Origin of the sequence: Nonomuraea cavernae (assembly GCF_040655715.1) — a bacterium.
Classification (GTDB): domain Bacteria; phylum Actinomycetota; class Actinomycetes; order Streptosporangiales; family Streptosporangiaceae; genus Nonomuraea; species Nonomuraea cavernae_A.
The window spans coordinates 266,486-285,291 of the sequence record NZ_JBFAKL010000007.1 but is presented as its reverse complement, the minus strand read 5'-3'; the positions used below and the strand labels follow the sequence as shown (position 1 = coordinate 285,291).

Sequence of the window (18,806 nt, the reverse complement as noted above, 5' to 3'; positions counted from 1 at the left end):
GGCGTGACACCTCCCGTGACAACCCCCGCGATCGGCGCCGCGACCAGCCCGGTGGCGACCCACTGCCCCTACTGCGCCCTGCAGTGCGGCATGACGATCGGCGCCGACCTCGCCATCACCCCCCGGACCGACATCCCGGCCAACGCGGCCGGCGCGCTCTGCCAGAAAGGCTGGACCGCGGCCGAGCTGCTGACCAACGGCGAGCGCCTGACCACCCCCCTCCTGTACGGCCGGCCGGCCTCGTGGGAGCGGGCGCTCGACCACGTGGCGGCCCGGCTGTCCGCGATCCGCGCCGAACACGGCCCCGACGCCGTGGCCGTGTTCGGCGGCGGCGGGCTCACCAACGAGAAGGCCTACCAGCTCGGCAAGCTGGCCCGGGTGGTGCTCGGCACCAGCCAGATCGACTACAACGGCCGCTTCTGCATGTCGTCGGCCGCGGCCGCCTCGATCAGGGCGTTCGGCATGGACCGCGGGATGCCGTTCCCGATCACGGACCTGGCCGAGGCCGACGTGGTGCTGCTGGCCGGGGCCAACGTCGCCGAGACCATGCCGCCGTTCGTCCGCCACCTGCCGGCCGGCAAGCTGATCGTCGTCGATCCCCGCCGCACGCCGACGGCCCGGCCGGCCTGGCTGCACCTGCAGCCCACACCCGGCACCGACCTGGCGCTCGCGCTCGGCCTGCTGCACCTGGCCGTCGGCGAGGGGCTGGTGGACGAGCCGTACGTGGCCGAACGGACCTCCGGGTTCGAGGAGGTACGCACCTCGCTCGCGTCGTGGTGGCCGGAGCGGGTCGAGCGGATCACCGGCGTGCCGGTCCCCCGGATGCGGCAGGCCGTCCGCGCCCTGGCGGCGGCCGGCCGGGCGGTGGTGCTCACCGGCAGAGGCGCCGAGCAGCACGCCAAGGGCACCGACACGGTCACCGCTTTCATCAACCTGGCGCTGGCGCTGGGCCTGCCCGGCAGGCACGGCTCCGGCTACGGCTGCCTGACCGGGCAGGGCAACGGGCAGGGCGGCCGGGAGCACGGCCAGAAGGCCGACCAGCTGCCCGGCTACCGCAGCATCGACGATCCGGCGGCCCGCGAGCACGTCGCCGCGGTGTGGGGCGTGGACCCCGGCGACCTGCCGGGGGCCGGACGCTCGGCGTACGAGCTGCTGGACGCGCTCGGCACGCCGGCCGGGCCGCGGGCGCTGCTGGTGTTCGGCTCCAACCCCGTGGTGTCCGCGCCCCGCTCGGCGCACGTGGCGGGCCGGCTCGGCGCGCTCGACCTGCTGGTCGTGGCCGACGTGGTGCTGTCGGAGACCGCCGCGCTGGCCGAGGTGGTGTTCCCAGTGACGCAGTGGGCCGAGGAGACCGGCACGATGACCAACCTCGAAGGCCGGGTGCTGCTGCGCCGCCGGGCCGTCACGCCGCCCCCGGACGTCCGCACCGACCTGGAGGTCATGCAGGGGCTGGCCGCGCGGTTCGGCCACCGCTTCGCGGCCGACCCGCGCGAGGTGTTCGACGAGCTGCGCCGGGCCGGCGCGGGCGGCCCCGCCGACTACTCCGGCATCACCTACGAACGGATCGAGGAGGAGAAGGGCGTGTTCTGGCCCTGTCCCGCGCCCGGCCATCCCGGCACGCCGCGCCCGTTCCTCGACGGGTTCGCCACGCCCGACGGCCGGGCCAGGTTCGTGCCCGTCGAGCACCGGCCGCCCGCCGAGGAGACCGACGACGACTACCCCGTCCACCTGACGACCGGGCGGGTGCTCGCCCACTATCAGAGCGGCGCGCAGACCCGCAGGATCGGGCCGCTGGCCGAGGCCGTGCCCGAACCGTACGTCGAGCTCCATCCCGACCTCGCCGAGCAGTTGGAGATCGTCGCCGGGGACCTGGTGCGGGTCTGCGGCCGGCGGGGCGAGGAGCAGGTCGTGGCCCGGATCAGCGACGCGATCCGGCGGGACACGGTGTTCATGCCGTTTCACTGGGAGGGGGCCAACCGGCTGACCAACCCGGCGCTCGACCCCCTGTCCCGGATGCCGGAGTTCAAGGTGTGCGCGGTCAGGGTGGAGAGGATCGCATGAGGCTCGTCGTGGTGGGCAACGGCATGGCCGGCTCGCGGCTGGTGAGCGAGGTGCGGGCGCGCGATCCGCGGATCCACGTCACGGTGCTCGGCGCCGAGACGTGCCCGCCGTACAACCGGGTGCTGCTGTCGAACGTGCTCGCCGGCAACGCCCGGCCCGAGCAGGTACGGCTGCTCGACCCCTCCTGGTACGCCACGCACCGGGTACGGGCGGTGTTCGGCAGCCCGGTCGAGCTGATCGACCGCGACACCCGGACGGTGCTGACGGCGGACGGGCGGCGCGAGCCGTACGACCTGCTGGTCCTGGCGACCGGCGGCGAGGCGATCGTGCCGCCGATCCCCGGCGTGGAGCGGGCGATCCCGTTCCGGACGCTCGGCGACTGCCGGCGCATCCTCGCGGCGGCGCGCCCCGGCCGCCGGGCCGTGGTGATCGGTGGCGGGCTGCTCGGTGTCGAGGCGGCCCGCGGGCTGGCCGGGCGCGGCCTGCCCGTGACATTGCTGCACCTGGCCGGACACCTGATGGAGCGCCAGCTCGACGCCGAGGCCGGACAGGTCCTCGGCGAGACGCTGGCCGGGCTGGGCATCGAGACCCGCACCGGTGTGACGGCCGAGGCGGTGCTGGAGGAGGGCGTCCGGCTGGCGGGCGGCGAGCTGGTCGAGGGCGATCTGGTGGTGCTGGCCTGCGGGGTCCGGCCGGTGACCGGGCCGGCCGCCGACGCGGGCCTGGAGGTGCGACGCGGGGTCGTCGTGGACGACGAGCTGCGCACCGACGATCCGGCGATCTTCGCCATCGGCGAGTGCGCCGAGCACGACGGCACCGTGTACGGCCTGGTCGCGCCCGCGTGGGAGCAGGCGGCCGTGGCAGCCGAGGTCATCACCGGCGGCAAGCGGCTCTATCGGGGCTCGCGGCTGGTGACCAGGCTGAAGGCGACGAGCGTGGAGCTGGCCGCGATGGGCGAGACGCAGCTGAGTGAGGAGCACGCCGAGGTGGTGCGCTTCAGCCACCGGGCCCGGGGCACCTACCGCAAGCTGGTCATCCGGGACGGCCGGCTGGTGGGCGCGATCCTGCTGGGCGAGAGCGACGCGGTCGGCACGCTCACCCAGCTGTTCGACCGGGGCGGGCCGGTGCCGGGTGATCGGGCCGGGCTGCTGTTCCCGGGCCTCTCGGCCGCGCCGGTCGCCGACAGCCCGACGCTGATGCCCGACGCGGCCACGGTGTGCCACTGCAACAACGTGACCAAGGGCCAGATCCGGGCCTGCTGGGAGGCGGGCGCCCGGGACGTGACCGGGATAGTGGCCGGGACCAGAGCGACCACCGGCTGCGGGAGCTGCCGCGACGCGGTGGCCGGCATCGTGGGCTGGCTGTGCGAGCAGGAAGGAGTGCCGGCGTGACCGGACGGAGCGAGCTCATCGGCGTAGGAGGTCACATGACCAGGATCGTCGTCGCGGGCTACGGCCCTACCGCCCACCGGTTCGTCGAGACCCTGCTGGAGCGTGGCTTCGGCGGCCGGATCACGGTGATCGGGGAGGAGCCGCGGCCGGCCTACGACCGGGTGGCGCTGACCTCCTACCTGTCGGGGACCGGCGTCGAGGAGCTCAGCTATCCGGTGCCCGCCGGGGCGGTGACCCGGCTGGGCGTGCGCGTCACCGGGATCGACCGGGCGAGCCGCTCGGTCACGCTGGCCGACGGGTCGGCGGAGCCGTACGACGTGCTGGTGCTGGCGACCGGGTCGGCGCCGTTCGTGCCGCCGGTGCCGGGGGCGGAGCACGCGTTCGTCTACCGGACGATCGACGACCTCGACGCGATCAGGACGGCGGCCAAGGACGCGGCCGAGGGCGTCGTGGTCGGCGGCGGGCTGCTCGGGCTGGAGGCCGCCGACGCGCTGCGCGGGCTGGGCCTGCGCACGCACATCGTCGAGATGAGCCCGTGGCTGATGCCCCGGCAGGTCGACGAGGGCGGCGGGTCGGTGCTGCGGCGGCACATCGAGGCGCTGGGGCTGAGCGTGCACGCGGGAACGGGCGTCCAGGAGATCGTCACCGGCGAGGCGGGCGGCGTGACCGGGCTGCGCACGCCGGACGGCACGCTGATCGACGCGCAGCTCGTCGTCTTCTCCGCCGGGATCCGGCCGCGTGACGAGCTGGCCCGCGGCTGCGGGCTGGAGGTAGGCGAGCGGGGCGGCGTCGCGGTGGACGCGGGCATGCGCACGTCCGACCCGGCGATCTACGCGATCGGCGAGTGCGCGCTGGCGGGCGGCATGGTGTACGGCCTGGCCGGGCCGTGCTTCACGATGGCCGAGGTGGCCGCCGACCGCGTGCTGGGCGGGGCCGCCACCTTCGACGGGGCCGACCTGTCGACCAGGCTGAAGCTGCTCGGGGTCGAGGTGGCGCAGTTCGGCGCCATGGAGGGGGCGCTCGACGTCACCTACATGGACCCGGTGGGCGGCGTCTACAAGCGGCTGTTCATCAGCGACGACGCCCGGACGCTGCTCGGCGGCATCTGCGTCGGCGACGCCTCGCCGTACGGCACGCTGCGCCCGTTCGTCGGCAAGCCGCTGCCCGCGCCGCCGTCGGACCTGCTGTTCAGCGGCGCCGGGGCGGACCTGGAGCTGCCCGGCGACGCGCAGGTGTGCTCGTGCAACAACGTCAGCGCGGGCCGGATCCGCTCCGCCATCGCCGCCGAGCAGCTCACCGACGTCGCGGGCGTCAAGGCGTGCACCCGGGCGGGCGCCACCTGCGGCAGCTGCGTGCCCATGCTGCGGCGGCTGCTGGAGACGTCGGGCGTCGAGCTGGGCACGGCACTGTGCGAGCACTTCGCCCATTCCAGAGCGGAGTTGTTCGACATCGTCCAGGTGCGCGGCATCGGCACGTTCTCGGAGCTGATCGCCGCCCACGGGCGAGGCCGGGGCTGCGACGTGTGCAAGCCCGCGGTCGCCTCCATCCTGGCCTCGCTGCACAACGGGCACGTGCTCGACGGGGAACGGGCGGCACTGCAGGACACCAACGACCACTTCCTTGCCAACATCCAGAAGAACGGCACCTACTCGGTCGTACCGCGCATTCCGGGCGGTGAGATCACGCCGGACAAACTGATCGTGATCGGCGAGGTGGCCCGCGACTTCGGCCTCTACACCAAGATCACCGGCGGGCAGCGGATCGACCTGCTGGGCGCCCGGGTCGAGCAGTTGCCGGAGATCTGGCGGCGGCTCGTCGAGGCCGGTTTCGAGTCCGGTCACGCCTACGGCAAGGCGCTGCGCACGGTGAAGTCGTGCGTCGGCTCCACCTGGTGCCGCTACGGCGTGCAGGACTCGGTCGGCCTGGCCATCGCCCTGGAGCTGCGCTACCGCGGTCTGCGGGCGCCGCACAAGCTCAAGTCGGCCGTGTCCGGCTGCGCCCGCGAGTGCGCGGAGGCCCGTTCCAAGGACTTCGGGATCATCGCCACCGAGCAGGGCTGGAACCTGTACGTCGGCGGCAACGGCGGGTTCCGGCCGCGGCACGCCGACCTGTTCGCCGCCGACCTGACCACCGGCGAGCTGGTCACGACCATCGACCGGTTCCTCATGTACTACATCCGCACGGCCGACCGGCTGCAGCGCACGGCCGCCTGGATCGAGTCGATCGAGGGCGGCCTGGACCACGTGCGCCAGGTGATCGTCGACGACTCGCTGGGCCTGTGCGCCGAGCTGGACGAGCAGATGCGGCGGCACGTCGCCGGCTACGAGGACGAGTGGCGGGCGACCATCGAGGACCCCGGGAAGCTGAGCCGCTTCGTCAGCTTCGTCAACGCGCCGGGCGTCCCCGACCCGTCGATCGTGTTCGAGCGGGAACGCGACCAGATCAAACCGGTGGTGGTCCGATGAGCTCCTGGGTTCCGGTGTGCGACTACGGCGTCCTGCTGCCCGAGCGCGGGGTGTGCGCGCTGGTGGACGGCCGGCAGGTGGCCGTGTTCCGCGTCTTCGACGGCACGGTGCGGGCGATCGGCAACCTGGACCCGTTCAGCGGGGCCCAGGTGCTCTCGCGCGGCATCGTGGGCAGCAGGGAAGGCGAGCCGACCGTGGCCTCTCCCCTGCACAAGCAGGTGTTCTCGCTGGTCACCGGCGCCTGCCTGGACCAGCCGGGGGTGGCGGTGCCGACCTACGCGGCGCGGGTCAGCGGCGGCCGGGTGGAGGTCGCCTCAAGCCCCGGCCTCGCCGACCCTGACCGCACCGCCCCCGGCGATGCCGGCCTCGCCGACTCCGGCTTCGTTGACGCAGCGTAGGACGGGATGGCGGGTCAGCGCCCCGGGGTCCAGCCGCCGCCCGGTGGCCACGTGGAACGTCGCCACCTCACCCGGCAGCAACGTGACGAGCAGGTCGTCCACGGACGCGGCCGGGTCGAGCCGGTCGGGGAACAGGGCCAGCTCGCGCAGCAGCGTACGGGCGGTCACCGTGACCCGGTAGCCGCCCTCGACCGGTTCGGCCGTCGCGTCGTAGGCGGCCCGGGGGTAGGCCACGGCGGTGTCCTCGGCGAAGAACGACACGGCGCGGCGGTCTCCGAGCCGGGCGACGAGCAGCTCGCGCCGGGGGTCGCCCGGTGTGCCGACGGCGGCGGGGATCGCCACCCTGGTCACCGACCGGGGCGCCGCGTCGATCCGGACGACGTCCTTGGCCAGCGCCGCGCCGCCGAGGTCGTGCCGTACGAGGAGCAGCTCGCCCTGCCACGGCCGGTCGGCGTCGTTGACCACGGCCACCTCGCCGCCCCGCCCACCGCCCCGCCCGCCGTCCTGCCCGCCGTCCTGCCCACCGTCCTGCCCGCCGTCCTGCACGGTGAGGAGCCGGTCGGCGTAGGCGCGGCGCAGCGCGTACCACAGCGGTTTGCGCCGGCCATCGCCGTCGACGGCCGACCAGGAGGTGACCGGCCAGCAGTCGTTGAGCTGCCAGACAACAGTGCCCGTGCAGTGCGGCGCCAGTGAGCGGAACCGTTCGACGCCGAAGGCGATCGCCCGCGCCTGGTTGAGCTGCGTCAGGTAGTGCCAGTCGTCGAACGTGGCGGGCGCCGGCAGGTGGTCGCCGAGCCCGCGCAGCAGCTTGGCGTTGCCGTCGTGCGCCTTCTGGTGGTGCAGCACGAGCGGCGCGTCCGCGTCCAGCTCGCCGCTGATGGCGCGGCGCATGGTCGAGTACGCGGCCGGCCCCTGGAAGCCGAACTCGGCGACGAAGCGCGGCGTGTAGGCGGCGTAGCGGGTGTAGTCCTCCCGGTTCCACACGTCCCAGATGTGCACGGTGCCGGCCGCCGGGTCGTTCGGTGGCAGCTCGGGCGAGCCGGAGTAGGGGCTGCCCGGCCAGTAGGGGCGGGTCGGGTCCAGCTCGGCGACGATCGACGGCAGCAGGTCGTGGTAGAAGCCGCCGCCCCAGCTGCGGCCGTCGAGCGCGTCCTGCCAGCCCCAGTCGGCGTGGCCCTCCAGGTTCTCGTTGTTGCCGCACCACAGCACGAGGCTGGGGTGGGGGCTGAGCCGGGTCACGTTCTCGCGCGCCTCGGCCGCCACCTCCGAGCGGAACGGCTCCTCCTCGGGGTAGGCGGCGCAGGCGAACGGGAAGTCCTGCCACACCATCAGGCCCAGCTCGCCGGCCAGGTCGTAGAAGTCGTCGCTCTCGTACAGGCCGCCGCCCCAGACGCGCAGCAGGTTGACGCCCGCGCCGGTCGCCTGCGCGAACCGCTCGGCCAGCCGGTCGGGTGTGACCCGTGCGGGGAAGCAGTCATCGGGGATCCAGTTGACGCCCCGGACGAACACCGGCACGCCGTTGACCACCAGCCCGAACGCCTCCCGGTTCAGCTCGACCGTGCGGAACCCGACCTTGCGCCGCCACTCCTGGTCGCCGAGGCGCACGGCCAGCTCGTAGCGGTGCTGCGGCCCGTACCCGCAAGGCCACCACGGCAGCGGGCCGGGCACGGAGAGGGTCACCACGGCCCGCCGCCGGCCTGCGGGCACCTCGACCTCGGCACGCACCCCGGCCACCTCGGCGCTCAAGGTGAGCGGCGCCTCGCCGGCGCGCTCGACCGTGACGTGCACCTCCACCTCGCCCCGGGTGCCGTCGAGCCGGACCAGCGGGCGCACCTCGGCCAGGCGGGCGCCGCTCCAGGCGTCCAGCCCGATGGGCCGCCAGATCCCGGCGGTGACCAGGGCCGGTCCCCAGTCCCAGCCGAAGTTGCAGGCCATCTTCCGGACGAACGGATAGGGCGCCTCGTAGGCCCCCGGCCGGTCGCCGAGCGCGGCCCGCCGGTCCGCCGCGTACTCGTGGACCGGATCGAACCGCACGACCAGCGTGTTGTCGCCGTCGCGTAGCAGGTGACGCACCGGGAAGCGGTAGGAGCGGTGCTGGTTGGCGGTGGCGCCGAGGCGCACCCCGTTGAGCGTGACGGTCGCGACCGTGTCCAGCCCCTCGCACACCAGGTCGGTACGCTCGTGGCCGTCGGGAGACCAGGCGAAGGTGGTCGTGTAGGCCCAGGCGGTGCGGCCGATCCAGTCGAGCCGGTGCTCGTTGTCGTCCAGGTAGGGGTCGTCGATCAGGCCCGCCGCGAGCAGGTCGGTGTGCACGCAGCCAGGCACGGTGGCGGGCAGGGTCCCGGGCACGGTCTGGGGCGGAGTGTCCCGTCCGACGGCCTGAAGGGTCCAGCCGTCGTGCAACGGACGGTACGAGCTCAAGAAGGTCTCCTTAGCAGTCACGGAGCCGGGCGCAGGCCACGAAGTGCCCCGGCTCGGCCTCCACCAGGCCACCGGTCGCCCCCCGCTCGTGGTAGAGGCAGGACTCCACCGGGGCGGCGTCCTCCCAGGGGGCGTGCAGCCGGGGCACGGCCGCCAGCAGTTGCCGCGTGTAGGGGTGCAGCGGGTCGCCGAAGACGTCGGCCGTCGGCCCCATCTCCACCACCGAGCCGCCGCGCAGCACGACCGTGCGTTCGGCCAGGTAGTTGCCGAGCGACAGGTCGTGGGTCACGTACAGCACGCCCAGGCCGCGGAGCTTGAGCTCGGCCAGCAGGTTGAGCACGTCGATGCGGGTGGAGGCGTCGAGCATGCTGGTGATCTCGTCGGCGACCAGCAGCCTGAGGTCGAGCAGCAGGGCGCGGGCGATGAGCATCCGCTGGAGCTGGCCGCCGCTCAGCTGGTGGGGGTACTTCCCGAGGACCTCGTCGGGGTTGAGCCGCACGTCCCGCACCGCCGAGCGCACCCGCTCCGTCCACTCCGCCTCGCCCGCCGCCGGGTAGTAGGTCTCCCTGATCAGGCGGAACACGCGGTCGGCCTTGAACACCGGGTTGTAACAGCTGAACGGGTCCTGGAAGACGCCCTGGACGGATCGGTAGTAGTCCTTGCCCGGCCGCACCGGCACGTCGTCGACCGTGATGGAGCCGCTCGTGGGCCGGCTCAGTCCGAGGATCATCCGGCCGATCGTGCTCTTGCCGCTGCCGCTCTCGCCGATCAGGGAGACGACCTCGCCGGGCCGGACGTCGAAGCTCACCGCGTCGACGGCGGTCACCGATCTGCCGCCGAGGGTCCCGACCTTGAAGACCTTCGTGACGTTCTCGAGTTTCAGCATCAGGCCTTCCAGCAGGCGACGAAGTGGTCGGGCTCGATCTCGACGGCCGGCGGCTGCTCGGCGCACCGGTCGTCGGCCAGCGGGCAGCGGTCGCGGAACCGGCATCCCGGCGGCGGGTCGAGCAGGGACGGCGGGCTGCCCTGGATGCCGGACAGGCGCTCGCCGGTGTAGCGCACGCCGACCTCGGGCAGCGAGTTGATCAGCAGCCGGGTGTACGGGTGCCGCGGGGCCTTGACCATGACGTCGGCCGGCGCCTTCTCGGCCAGCCGGCCCGCGTACATCACCATGATCGTGTCGGCGATGCGGGAGGTGAGCGCCAGGTCGTGGGTGATGAAGAGCATGCTCTTGACGAAGCCCTCGTCGCGGAACCCGAGCAGGGCCCTGGCCACCGACTTCTGGGTGGAGACGTCGAGCGCCGAGGTGACCTCGTCGGCGATCAGCAGCGACGGGTCGAGCAGGGTGGAGATGACCATGACCGTGCGCTGCCGCATGCCGCCGGACAGCTCGATGGGATAGCGGTCGAGCACGTCGCGGTCCAGCCCGACGAGGGCGAGGCGGTGCTCCAGCGTCTCGCGGTCGAGGGCGACGCCGCGCGACCTCAGCAGCTCGCCTGCCATCCGGCCGATCTTGCGGGTGGGGTTCAGCGCGCTCATCGAGTACTGCGGGATGAGCGACACCTCGTGGAAGCGGAACGCGTTCATCGCCCGGTCGTCGGCGATGGGCAGCTCGCGGCCGTCGAGTTCGACGGTGCCTCCGGCGTGGCGCATCCGCCCGTCCAGCCGGATCAGGCTCTTGCCCAGCGTGGTCTTGCCACAGCCGGACTCGCCGGCGAGCCCCAGGATCTCGCCGTCCGCCATGCTGAAGGACACCCCGTCGAGCGCCCTCACCTCGCCCCTGAGGGTCCGGTAGTGGACGCTCAGCTCGGTGACCCGCAGACTCATCGCTGCCTCAGTTTCGGGTTGAAGACCTCGTCGAGGCCGACGTTCGCGACGTAGAGGGCGCCCACGATCGCGGTGATGGCCGCGCCCGGCGGGATGAACCACCACCACAGGCCGAGCTGGAGCGCGCTCCACTGGGTGGCGTTCTGCAGCATCAGCCCGAGCGAGACGCCCTCGGTGGGGCCGAGCCCGATGAAGTCGAGCGAAGAGGCGATCAGGATCGACCCGCCGAACAGCAGGATGAACGTCATGAACAGGTAGGAGCTCATGTTCGGCGCGATCTCCCGGACGATGACGCGCCGGGTGTTCATGCCGCTGAGCCTGGCCAGGTCCACGAAGTCGCGGGTGCGCAGTGAGAACGTCTGCGCCCTGATCGCCCGCGCCGCCCACGGCCAGGAGGTCAGCCCGATGAACAGGGCCTGTACGGCGACGCTGCGAATGCCGAGGTAGGCGTTGACGATGAGCAGCACCGCCAGCGTCGGGATGACCAGGACGATGTTGGTGAACATGTTGAGGACCTCGTCCACCAGGCCGCCCCGGTAGCCGGCGGTGAAGCCGACGACCATCGCGATGACCGCGGCGATGCCGCCGCCGAGGGCCCCGACGACGAAGGTGGTGCGGGTGCCGTGGACGAACTGGGTGAAGACGTCCTGGCCGAACGTCGTGGTGCCGAACCAGTGCTCCGCCGACGGCGGCAGCATGGGGCCCGCCACGTACTCGTTGGGCGCGTCCACGCCGAGCAGCACCGGCCCGAGCGCGCCGATCAGCAGCAGCACCAGCACGATGGCGAACCCGATCACGAGCTTGCCGTTGCGGACGGCGAAGTGGAGCGCCTCGCGCCGCACCACCCGGTTGTCCGCGAGGGAGTCGGGGATCGTCGTCATGGCCGGCCACCCGCCATTCCGGCCCGGGTCCGGGGATCGACCACCACGTAGACGAGGTCGATGACGAAGTTGGCCACGAGCACCCCGATCACGATGAACATGAACGTGCCCTGCAGCAGGAAGAAGTCCTGGTTCTGGATCGCCTTGAGGATGAGGCTGCCGAGCCCCGGATAGGAGAAGACGATCTCGGTGACCAGCGCCCCGGCGACCAGCACGCCGAGTTGCAGGGCCAGCCCGGTGATCTGCGGGAGCACGGCGTTGCGGAAGGCGTAGCGGCGGATCAGCCGCGAGGGCGCGCCGAGCGCGGCCAGATAGGTGGAGTAGTCGGACTCCAGCTCATAAATGATCATGTTGCGCATGCCGATCGCCCAGCCGCCGAGCGCGACCAGGAAGAGCGACAGGAACGGCAGCACCCAGTGGTGCAGCAGGTCCAGCACGAAGTCGGCGGACCAGCTCGGCTGCAGCGAGAAGCTGTAGCCGCCGGCCACCGGAAACCATCCGGCGACGACGCCCAGCCCCCAGGCCAGGATCACGGCCAGCCACATGTACGGCATCGCGGTCAGGATGTAGCCGGCGGGCAGGATCGTGTTGTCGAGCAGCTTGCGCCGGGCCGCGTAGGCGCCCAGCCGGTTGCCGATCACCCAGCTGAGCAGCACCGCCGGGATCATCAGCCCCAGCGTGTACGGCACCGCCCGCAGGATGACGGTGCTCACCGGGGTCGGGAACAACCAGATGCTGATGCCGAAGTCGCCTCGCAGCAGCGCGGACCAGAAGTTGACGTACTGCTTCCAGAGCGGCTGGTCGAAGCCGAAGAGGCTGGTGTAGTAGAGGCGCATCGCCTCGACGGCCGCGGGCTGTGACACCCCGGCCCTGGCGAGCATCCCGGAGACCGGGTCGCCCGGCATGAAGCGCGGGATCATCCAGTTGACGGTGACGGCGACCACGAAGGTCAGGGCGTAGACGAGCAGTTTCCTGCCGAAGTACTGGCGCACGAGGGGTCTCCCAGGAGGCTCCCTCCTCCCGGGAGGGACGGAAGGAGGGAGCGGATCAGCCGGTCAGGAAGCGGCGGGCTGAAGCTGGGTGAGCGTCTCGAAGCCGCCCAGCTCCATCCAGTTGCGCCACATCGCGGGCGCCGACTTGGGCGCGCCCTGCGCCGAGGACGGCCAGTTCTTCCAGACGCTGACGCTGGACTGGGCCCACAGGCCGTTGTACCAGAGCGGGATGATCGGCATCTCGTCCAGGTGGATCTGCTGGAGCTGCGAGATGACCTTCTTCATGCCCTCGATGTCGTCGGTCTTGACCTGGTCGAGCTGCTGCACCAGCGACCACGCCTTCTTGTTCTCGTAGCGGCCGAAGTTGACGGTGTTCTGCGTCTTCTGGATCGGCAGCTGGAAGATGTAGTCGTAGTAGGTCCACGGGGTGTTGGACAGCTGGCGCTCGTTGTTGATGAGCAGGTCGAAGTCGCCCTTGCCGCGCTTCTCCACCAGGGCGTTGAAGTCGGGGAAGTCGGGGGTGACGTTGATCCCGGCGGCCTTGGCGCTGGTGGAGATGGCCCGGGCCGCCTCCATCCAGTCGGTCCAGCCGGTCGGCACCATCAGGGTCAGGTCGATCTTCGAGCCGTCCTTGTTCTCGACCAGGCCGTCACCGTCGCGGTCGCGGTAGCCGGCGTCGGCCAGCGCCTTCTTCGCCTTGGCGGTGTCGAAGCTGAAGCCGCTGCCGCCCACCACGCCCTGGTCGACGAACTGGTCCCACTGCGGCAGCAGGCCGGTCGGGCTGGACGCCTTGACGAGGTTGCCGTAGACACCCTCGACGATCTTCTTGGTGTCGACGGACGTGGCCAGCGCCTTGCGGAACGCCGGGTCGTCCATCGGCTTCTTGCGGGTGTTGGGCACCAGCCAGGCGGTGTTGGCCGACAGCATGTACGGCGGCTCGTTGTAGAACGAGGTGATGCCGAAGTTGCCCTTGATCAGGTTGGCCACGCCGGGCAGGAAGTTGTTGCTGAGATCGAGGCCCTTCTGCAGCAGCATGCCCATGGCCACCTCGTTGCTGGGGGTGGCGACGTCGACGATGTAGCGGGGCTTGGGCTCGACGCCGAGCGCGGCCTTGCCCCACCAGTCGTCACGCTTGACCCAGACGACGCGGTCCTGGTCGTGACTCTGGTACCTGTAGGCGCCGGTGCCGACCGGGTTCTCGTTGACGCCGTTCAGCACGTCCTCCTCCGAGCGGCCGGTCCACACGTGCTCGGGGACGATGACCCGGCTGTAGAGGTTGAAGTCCCACTCCTGGTAGTTGGCCTTGGAGAAGGTGAAGCGCACGGTCTGGTCGTCGACCGCCTCGACGCTCTTGAGCCAGTCCCAGATGTTGTGGAAGGGCACCGTCTCCATCTTGCCGAGGCTGTAGGAGAAGGCCACGTCCTTGGCGGTCAGCGGCTTGCCGTCCGCCCACTTGACCCCGGCGCGGAGCTTGGCGTCGTAGACGGTGTCGCTGGTCCAGGCGCCGCTCTCGGCCAGCCAGGGGGTGAGCTTGGCGGTGTTGGGGTCGTAGTGGAAGAGCGTCTCGTACACCAGGCCCTTGGTGCCGGTGGCGTAGTCCCACTCGCGGATCGGGTTGAAGTTGGCGGGAGGTCCCCACTGGGTGCCCGTGGTGTAGAGCGTCTCGTTGCGGGGCAGCGAGCCCGGGTTGCCGGGGTTCGCCGCGGGCGGATTCGCCCCCTGTGAACCCTGCGGGGCCGGCGTGGGACCGCCGCTGGAGCATGCGGCGGCGGCCATGGCCGCCGCCAGGAGCGGAATCAGGATCCGCGCCCGCTTACGCATCTTTCTCTCCTTCCCCCGCCGGTGGCGGAGGCTCGACCATCTGTCACAGCCCCGAGAGTGGCGGCCCGAGCACGTGGCGCCGCCGTGCGCCCCGGTCCGCTCAAGCACTCTCTGGGAGCGCTCCCACTGAACCGGGTAAGTAACGCGACCGTAAATTCAGCGGCTCGGGACGTCAAGACCCGTGACGCGTTCGAAACCTGGGATTCCACCTGCTCCGTCGAACGGTGGCGGCTTATCCGCGTGCTCCCAGAACCAGCCGATAGTAAGGTTCGTCTGCACGGATGACTAACCGGTTCAATCAGGGGGCTTGGTGAAGCGACCGACGATCGCCGACATCGCGCGGCGCGCGGGGGTCTCCAAGGTGGCGGTCTCCTACGCGCTCAACGACCGGCCGGGGGTGTCGGAGGCCAAGCGAGCCGTGATCAAGGCCATCGCCGAGGAGATCGGCTGGCGGCCCAACAGCGCGGCGCGCGCCCTCAGCGGGGCGCGGGCCCACTCCGTCGGGCTGACGCTCTGCCGCCCGGCCCGGATCCTCGGCGTGGAGCCGTTCTTCATGGAGCTGATCAGCGGCATCGAGAGCGAGCTGTCCGGTCGTTCCTACGCGCTGATGCTGCAGGTGGTGAGCGACCCCGAGCAGGAGATGGAGGTCTACCGCCGATGGTCGGGCGAAGGCCGGGTCGACGGCCTCATCCTGGTCGACCTCCGCTTCGCCGACCCCCGCGTGACCGAGCTGGAGGAGCTGGGCCTGCCCGCCGTGGTGATCGGCCATCCGTCCGAGGCGGGCACGCTCACGCCCGTGTGGTCCGACGACGCCGCCGCCGTGCGGGAGACCGTCGAATATCTGGCGGCCCTGGGGCACCGCCGCGTCGCCCGGGTCGCCGGGCTGCCCGAGCTGGTCCACACCGTGCTGCGCGACCAGGCGTTCACCGCCGTGTGCGAGGAGCTGGGCCTCGACCAGCACACGATCATGCACACCGACTACACCGGCGAGGACGGCGCCCGCGCCACCCGGCGGCTGGTCGGCTCGCCCGCCCGGCCGACCGCGATCGTCTACGACAACGACATCATGGCGGTGGCCGGGATGTCGGCGGCCCAGGAGATGCGGCTCGACGTGCCCGGCGACCTGTCGATCGTGGCCTGGGACGACTCGCCGCTCTCGCAGGTCGTCCGGCCCGCGCTGAGCGCCCTCACCCGCGACATCCCCGCCTACGGGGCGCACGCGGCGCGCACGCTCCTGTCGTTGATCGCCGGCGAGCGGGTGGGCGCCGTCGAGGACCGCGCGCCCCGCCTCGTCCCGCGCGGCAGCACCGCCCCTCCCCCACCCTGAGCCCGGCGACGCCCGCCGCCCTCGTCCTGAGCCCGGCGGCCAAGACCGTCGCGGCCCGCATGATGATCACCGACGCCTACGTGATCCCCGGCGACTTCACACCGTGTCGAGGTGACCGTCGTCGACCTGTCGATCCTCAAGACGGGCAAGGGCAAGGCCATCAGATCCTCCAGCCTGGTCCGTCTCCGCGAGGTCCTCGACTGCCGGCCGGGCGACCTGCTGCGCTACACCAGGGACTCCTCCTGAGGATGGCCCCGCCGGACGCGCGGGCGCCTGCCCTCCGCCGGGCCGGGTGGCGAACGCGATGATGTCGTCCATCCGGCTGCCCCGCTCGAAGGCGGCCTCGTACGCCTGCTCCCCGAGGGCCCGGCGGGTCAGCTGTTCGACCACGGCGTGGGCGTCGTGGAAGGGGCGCAGCCCGATCAGCGCCACCCCGGTGACCTGCCGGAGGGCGTACGCGCTGCCGAGGAGCTCGGCGGCGTGGACGTGCCGGCCGGTGGCGGCGACCGCCCAGGCGAGTGACTCGAGACCCCACACCGGCCCCCAGCGATCGTCGATGTCGTACTGGCGGCGCAGGGCCTCGCGGAACAGGTCGACGGACCTGCCGGCGTCACCGTGCCGGAGCTCGGTGAGCCCGCGGGTCCACAGCGCCCACGACCAGGCCCAGGCTCCCCCGCTCGCCTCGGCCTCTGCGAGATAGGCGTCGCTGGCGGCGAACGCGAGGCCCCGGTCGCCGAGGAAGGCGCAGGCCATCGCCCACATCATGGTCGCCATGTGGGCGTCACCGCGCGCTCCGGCGTCACCGAACGCGACGCGCGCCATCGCGAGAAGGGGAATGGCGCGATCGCTGCCGTGCACGAGCAGCGCGTGGGCGCCCTCGATGTAGGCGGCGACCGGTGACAGGTCGCCGGCGGGCGGCCGGACGGGCAGGTCGGCAGCAGGCGGCCGGACGAGCGGGTCGGCGGCGGGCGGCCGGCGGAGGCGCGGCTCTCGGCACCGGGCCAGGAACTCCCCGGCCGCCTCCTGGTCGCCCTGGCAGAGCGCGATCCAGACCAGGAAGGCGGCGGCCGCCTCGCGCTGCGGCTCCGGGGGCGCGGAGGCTGCCGCGCAGGCCCGCTCCAGCCAGAGCCGCCCCTCGCCGATGGTGCTGCTGAAGAACCAGATCCGGGTCCGGGTCAGGTTGATGGCGATCTCCAGCCCGTGGCCGGCCTGGCCCGGCTGGGTGAGGCAGAAGCGCAGCGCGGCCCGCAGGTTGGGCAGCTCGCGCCGCAGCGTGGACAGCCACTCGACCTCGTCGGGGGCGCACCAGCCGGTCGCGGCGCGGGCGGCCAGCCGCTGGTAGTGGTCGCGATGGCGGAGCCGCACCGCGTCGTGCAGGCCGAGGTCGGCCAGGCGCCGCCGGCCGTACTGGCGGATGGTCTCCAGCAGCCGGTAGCGCGTCCGGCGGCCACCGGCGCTCACGATCAGGATCGACTTGTGCACCAGGCCGGCCAGGAGGTCCATGATGTCGGCCCGATCCAGGCCGGGGCCGTGGCACACCTCCTCGGCCGCCTCCAGGTCGAACCCGCCGGAGAAGACCGAGAGCCGCGCCCACAGCCGGCGCTCGGGCTCGGTGCACAGGCCATGGCTCCAGGTGATCACGTCATGGAGGGTCTGGTGGTGGCGGGGCGTGATGTGGGGGTTGGTGTTGGCCAGCAACCGGGGCCGGTGGTCGAGGCGTTCCAGGATCTCCTCGACGGAGAGCGTGCCCAGCCTGACCGCCGCCAACTCGATCGCAAGCGGGATGCCGTCGAGACGCCTGCACAGCTGGGCGACGGCCTCCTGGTTGCCCGGTGTGACGCGGAAGCCCGGAGCCGAGGCCGCCGCGCGGGCGGCCAGCAGCGACACCGCGTCGTAGCCGGTGAGCGGCCGGCAGCCGCCGGTGGCCGTCGCCGGCGGGAGCGCGAGCGGGGGCACCAGCAGGGAGTGCTCGCTCTGCAGCCCGAGCCGGTGCCTGCTGGTGGTCAGCACCCGCAGGCCGGGGCAGGCCCTCAGCAGGACGTCGACCAGCGCCGCGACCGCGCCGGCCACGTGCTCGCAGTTGTCGAGCACGAGCAGCAGCCGCTTGTCGCGCAGGTGCTCGACCAGGATGTCGGCGGGGCGGCGCGCCGACTGGTCGCGGATGCCGAGGGCCTCCGCCACGATCTGGTCGAGCAGCTGGGGCTCGGCCAGCGAGGCGAGGTCGGACAGCCACACGCCGTCGGGAAACCCGCCGCACAGCTCCGCGCCGGCCCGCAGCGCCAGCCTGGTCTTGCCCACGCCGCCCACACCGGTCAGGGTGACCAGGCGGTTGGCCGCCAGGAGCCGCCCGACCTCGGCGAGCTGCCGTTCGCGGCCGACGAACGTCGTCACCTCCGCCGGCAGGTTGCCCCGGTCGCCGGGCGCTCTCGTGCACAGCAGCGCCGGGTCGGCGGTCAGGATCCGCTGGTGCAGCTCGCGAAGCTCCGCGCCGGGATCGACGCCGAGCTCCTCGGCCAGGAGACCCCGGACCGTCCGGTGGCATCGCAGCGCGTCGCCCTGGCGGCCGGACCGGTAGAGCGCCACCATCCGCTGAGCCCAGAACCGCTCCCGCAACGGATGCGCCGTGGTCAGCTCAAGCAGCTCCGCGACCACGCTCTCGTGCCTGCCCAGAGCCAGATCGGCCTCGACGCGCAGCTCGATCGCGTCCAACCGGCGCTCGTGGAGCACGGGCACGACGTCTCGCCGCAGCACCTCCGACGGAACGTCCGAGAGCGCCTCCCCCCGCCACAGTGGCAACGCCTCCTCCAGCAGCGCGGACGCCTGCCCCATCTCGTCGGCGGTGGCTGCCGCCCGGGCCCGTCTCACCAGCGCGTCGAACCGGTGCAGATCGAGCGCGCCCGGCGCCGGCTCGATCAGGTAGCCCTGGGGACGGGTCACCAGGGGGACGTGCGCCGCCTCGCCCCCCAGCAGGCGGCGCAGCCGCAGGACGTAGTTCTGGAGGGTGTTGCGAGCGCCGTCGGGCGGGTCGTCGCCCCACAGGCGCTCCGCCAGCGTCTCGACGGTGACGACCCGCCCGGCGTCGAGGAGTAACGAGGCGAGCAGGATCCGCAGCTTGGGCGCCCGGATGGTCAGCCGGGCGCCATCGCGGAGCACCTCGATCGGCCCCAGAATGCTGAACTCGAAACCCCCACCGCGCACAGCTGATTGTAATCAGAAGACAGC

12 protein-coding genes and 1 pseudogene are annotated in these 18,806 nt (G+C 72.3%); 6 read left to right on the top strand and 7 right to left on the bottom strand.

From position 1 onward, the window contains the following. Positions 1-3: 3 nt before the first annotated feature. The 4 genes from AB0I38_RS13385 to nirD are packed head-to-tail and all read left to right on the top strand — an operon-like array spanning position 4 to position 6,315. Positions 4-2,061, top strand: coding sequence for a molybdopterin oxidoreductase family protein (locus AB0I38_RS13385; RefSeq protein ID WP_358466468.1), 2,058 nt, complete (start codon positions 4-6; stop codon positions 2,059-2,061). After that, entirely contained in the window at positions 2,058-3,452 is a 1,395-nt protein-coding gene (locus tag AB0I38_RS13380) for an FAD-dependent oxidoreductase (protein ID WP_358466466.1), read from the top strand. Before AB0I38_RS13385 ends, AB0I38_RS13380 begins: the two co-directional genes overlap by 4 nt. A 35-nt stretch (positions 3,453-3,487) precedes the next feature. Then, positions 3,488-5,917, top strand: coding sequence for a nitrite reductase large subunit NirB (gene nirB / locus AB0I38_RS13375; RefSeq protein ID WP_358466549.1), 2,430 nt, complete (start codon positions 3,488-3,490; stop codon positions 5,915-5,917). After that, positions 5,914-6,315 (top strand): nitrite reductase small subunit NirD, encoded by a 402-nt coding sequence (gene nirD, locus AB0I38_RS13370; protein WP_358466464.1) that lies wholly within the window; start codon positions 5,914-5,916, stop codon positions 6,313-6,315. The genes nirB and nirD overlap by 4 nt, the downstream gene beginning before the upstream one ends. Here the strand turns inward: nirD and AB0I38_RS13365 are convergent. The 6 genes from AB0I38_RS13365 to AB0I38_RS13340 form a co-directional block, all read right to left on the bottom strand. After that, a complete protein-coding gene (locus AB0I38_RS13365; RefSeq protein WP_358466462.1) occupies positions 6,232-8,736 on the bottom strand; it encodes a glycoside hydrolase family 2 protein in 2,505 nt (834 codons plus the stop codon). The two genes, nirD and AB0I38_RS13365, sit on opposite strands and share 84 nt — an antisense overlap. A gap of 10 nt (positions 8,737-8,746) precedes the next feature. Then, positions 8,747-9,622, bottom strand: coding sequence for an ATP-binding cassette domain-containing protein (locus tag AB0I38_RS13360; protein WP_358466460.1), 876 nt, complete (start codon positions 9,620-9,622; stop codon positions 8,747-8,749). Further along, positions 9,622-10,563, bottom strand: a complete 942-nt coding sequence (locus AB0I38_RS13355) for an ABC transporter ATP-binding protein (protein WP_358466458.1) — start codon at positions 10,561-10,563, stop codon at positions 9,622-9,624. The genes AB0I38_RS13360 and AB0I38_RS13355 overlap by 1 nt, the downstream gene beginning before the upstream one ends. Beyond that, on the bottom strand, positions 10,560-11,444 hold the full coding sequence (locus tag AB0I38_RS13350) for an ABC transporter permease (RefSeq protein ID WP_358466456.1): 885 nt from the start codon (positions 11,442-11,444) through the stop codon (positions 10,560-10,562). The genes AB0I38_RS13355 and AB0I38_RS13350 overlap by 4 nt, the downstream gene beginning before the upstream one ends. Next, positions 11,441-12,436 (bottom strand): ABC transporter permease, encoded by a 996-nt coding sequence (locus AB0I38_RS13345; RefSeq protein ID WP_358466454.1) that lies wholly within the window; start codon positions 12,434-12,436, stop codon positions 11,441-11,443. Before AB0I38_RS13345 ends, AB0I38_RS13350 begins: the two co-directional genes overlap by 4 nt. A 63-nt stretch (positions 12,437-12,499) precedes the next feature. Further along, the gene (locus tag AB0I38_RS13340) at positions 12,500-14,257 is read right to left on the bottom strand and encodes an ABC transporter substrate-binding protein (protein ID WP_358466452.1); all 1,758 of its coding nucleotides are present in this window, start codon (positions 14,255-14,257) and stop codon (positions 12,500-12,502) included. Between the two features lie 310 nt (positions 14,258-14,567). Between AB0I38_RS13340 and AB0I38_RS13335 the strand changes: the two genes are divergently transcribed. Then, a complete protein-coding gene (locus tag AB0I38_RS13335) occupies positions 14,568-15,584 on the top strand; it encodes a LacI family DNA-binding transcriptional regulator (RefSeq protein WP_358466450.1) in 1,017 nt (338 codons plus the stop codon). A 111-nt stretch (positions 15,585-15,695) separates the two neighbouring features. After that, positions 15,696-15,830: a helix-turn-helix domain-containing protein gene (locus AB0I38_RS13330; RefSeq protein ID WP_358466547.1), complete on the top strand. Its 135-nt coding sequence runs from the start codon at positions 15,696-15,698 to the stop codon at positions 15,828-15,830. Between the two features lie 2,220 nt (positions 15,831-18,050). Here the strand turns inward: AB0I38_RS13330 and AB0I38_RS13325 are convergent. Beyond that, positions 18,051-18,737, bottom strand: a pseudogene (locus AB0I38_RS13325) (AfsR/SARP family transcriptional regulator); the annotation flags it as partial. Positions 18,738-18,806: the final 69 nt, after the last annotated feature.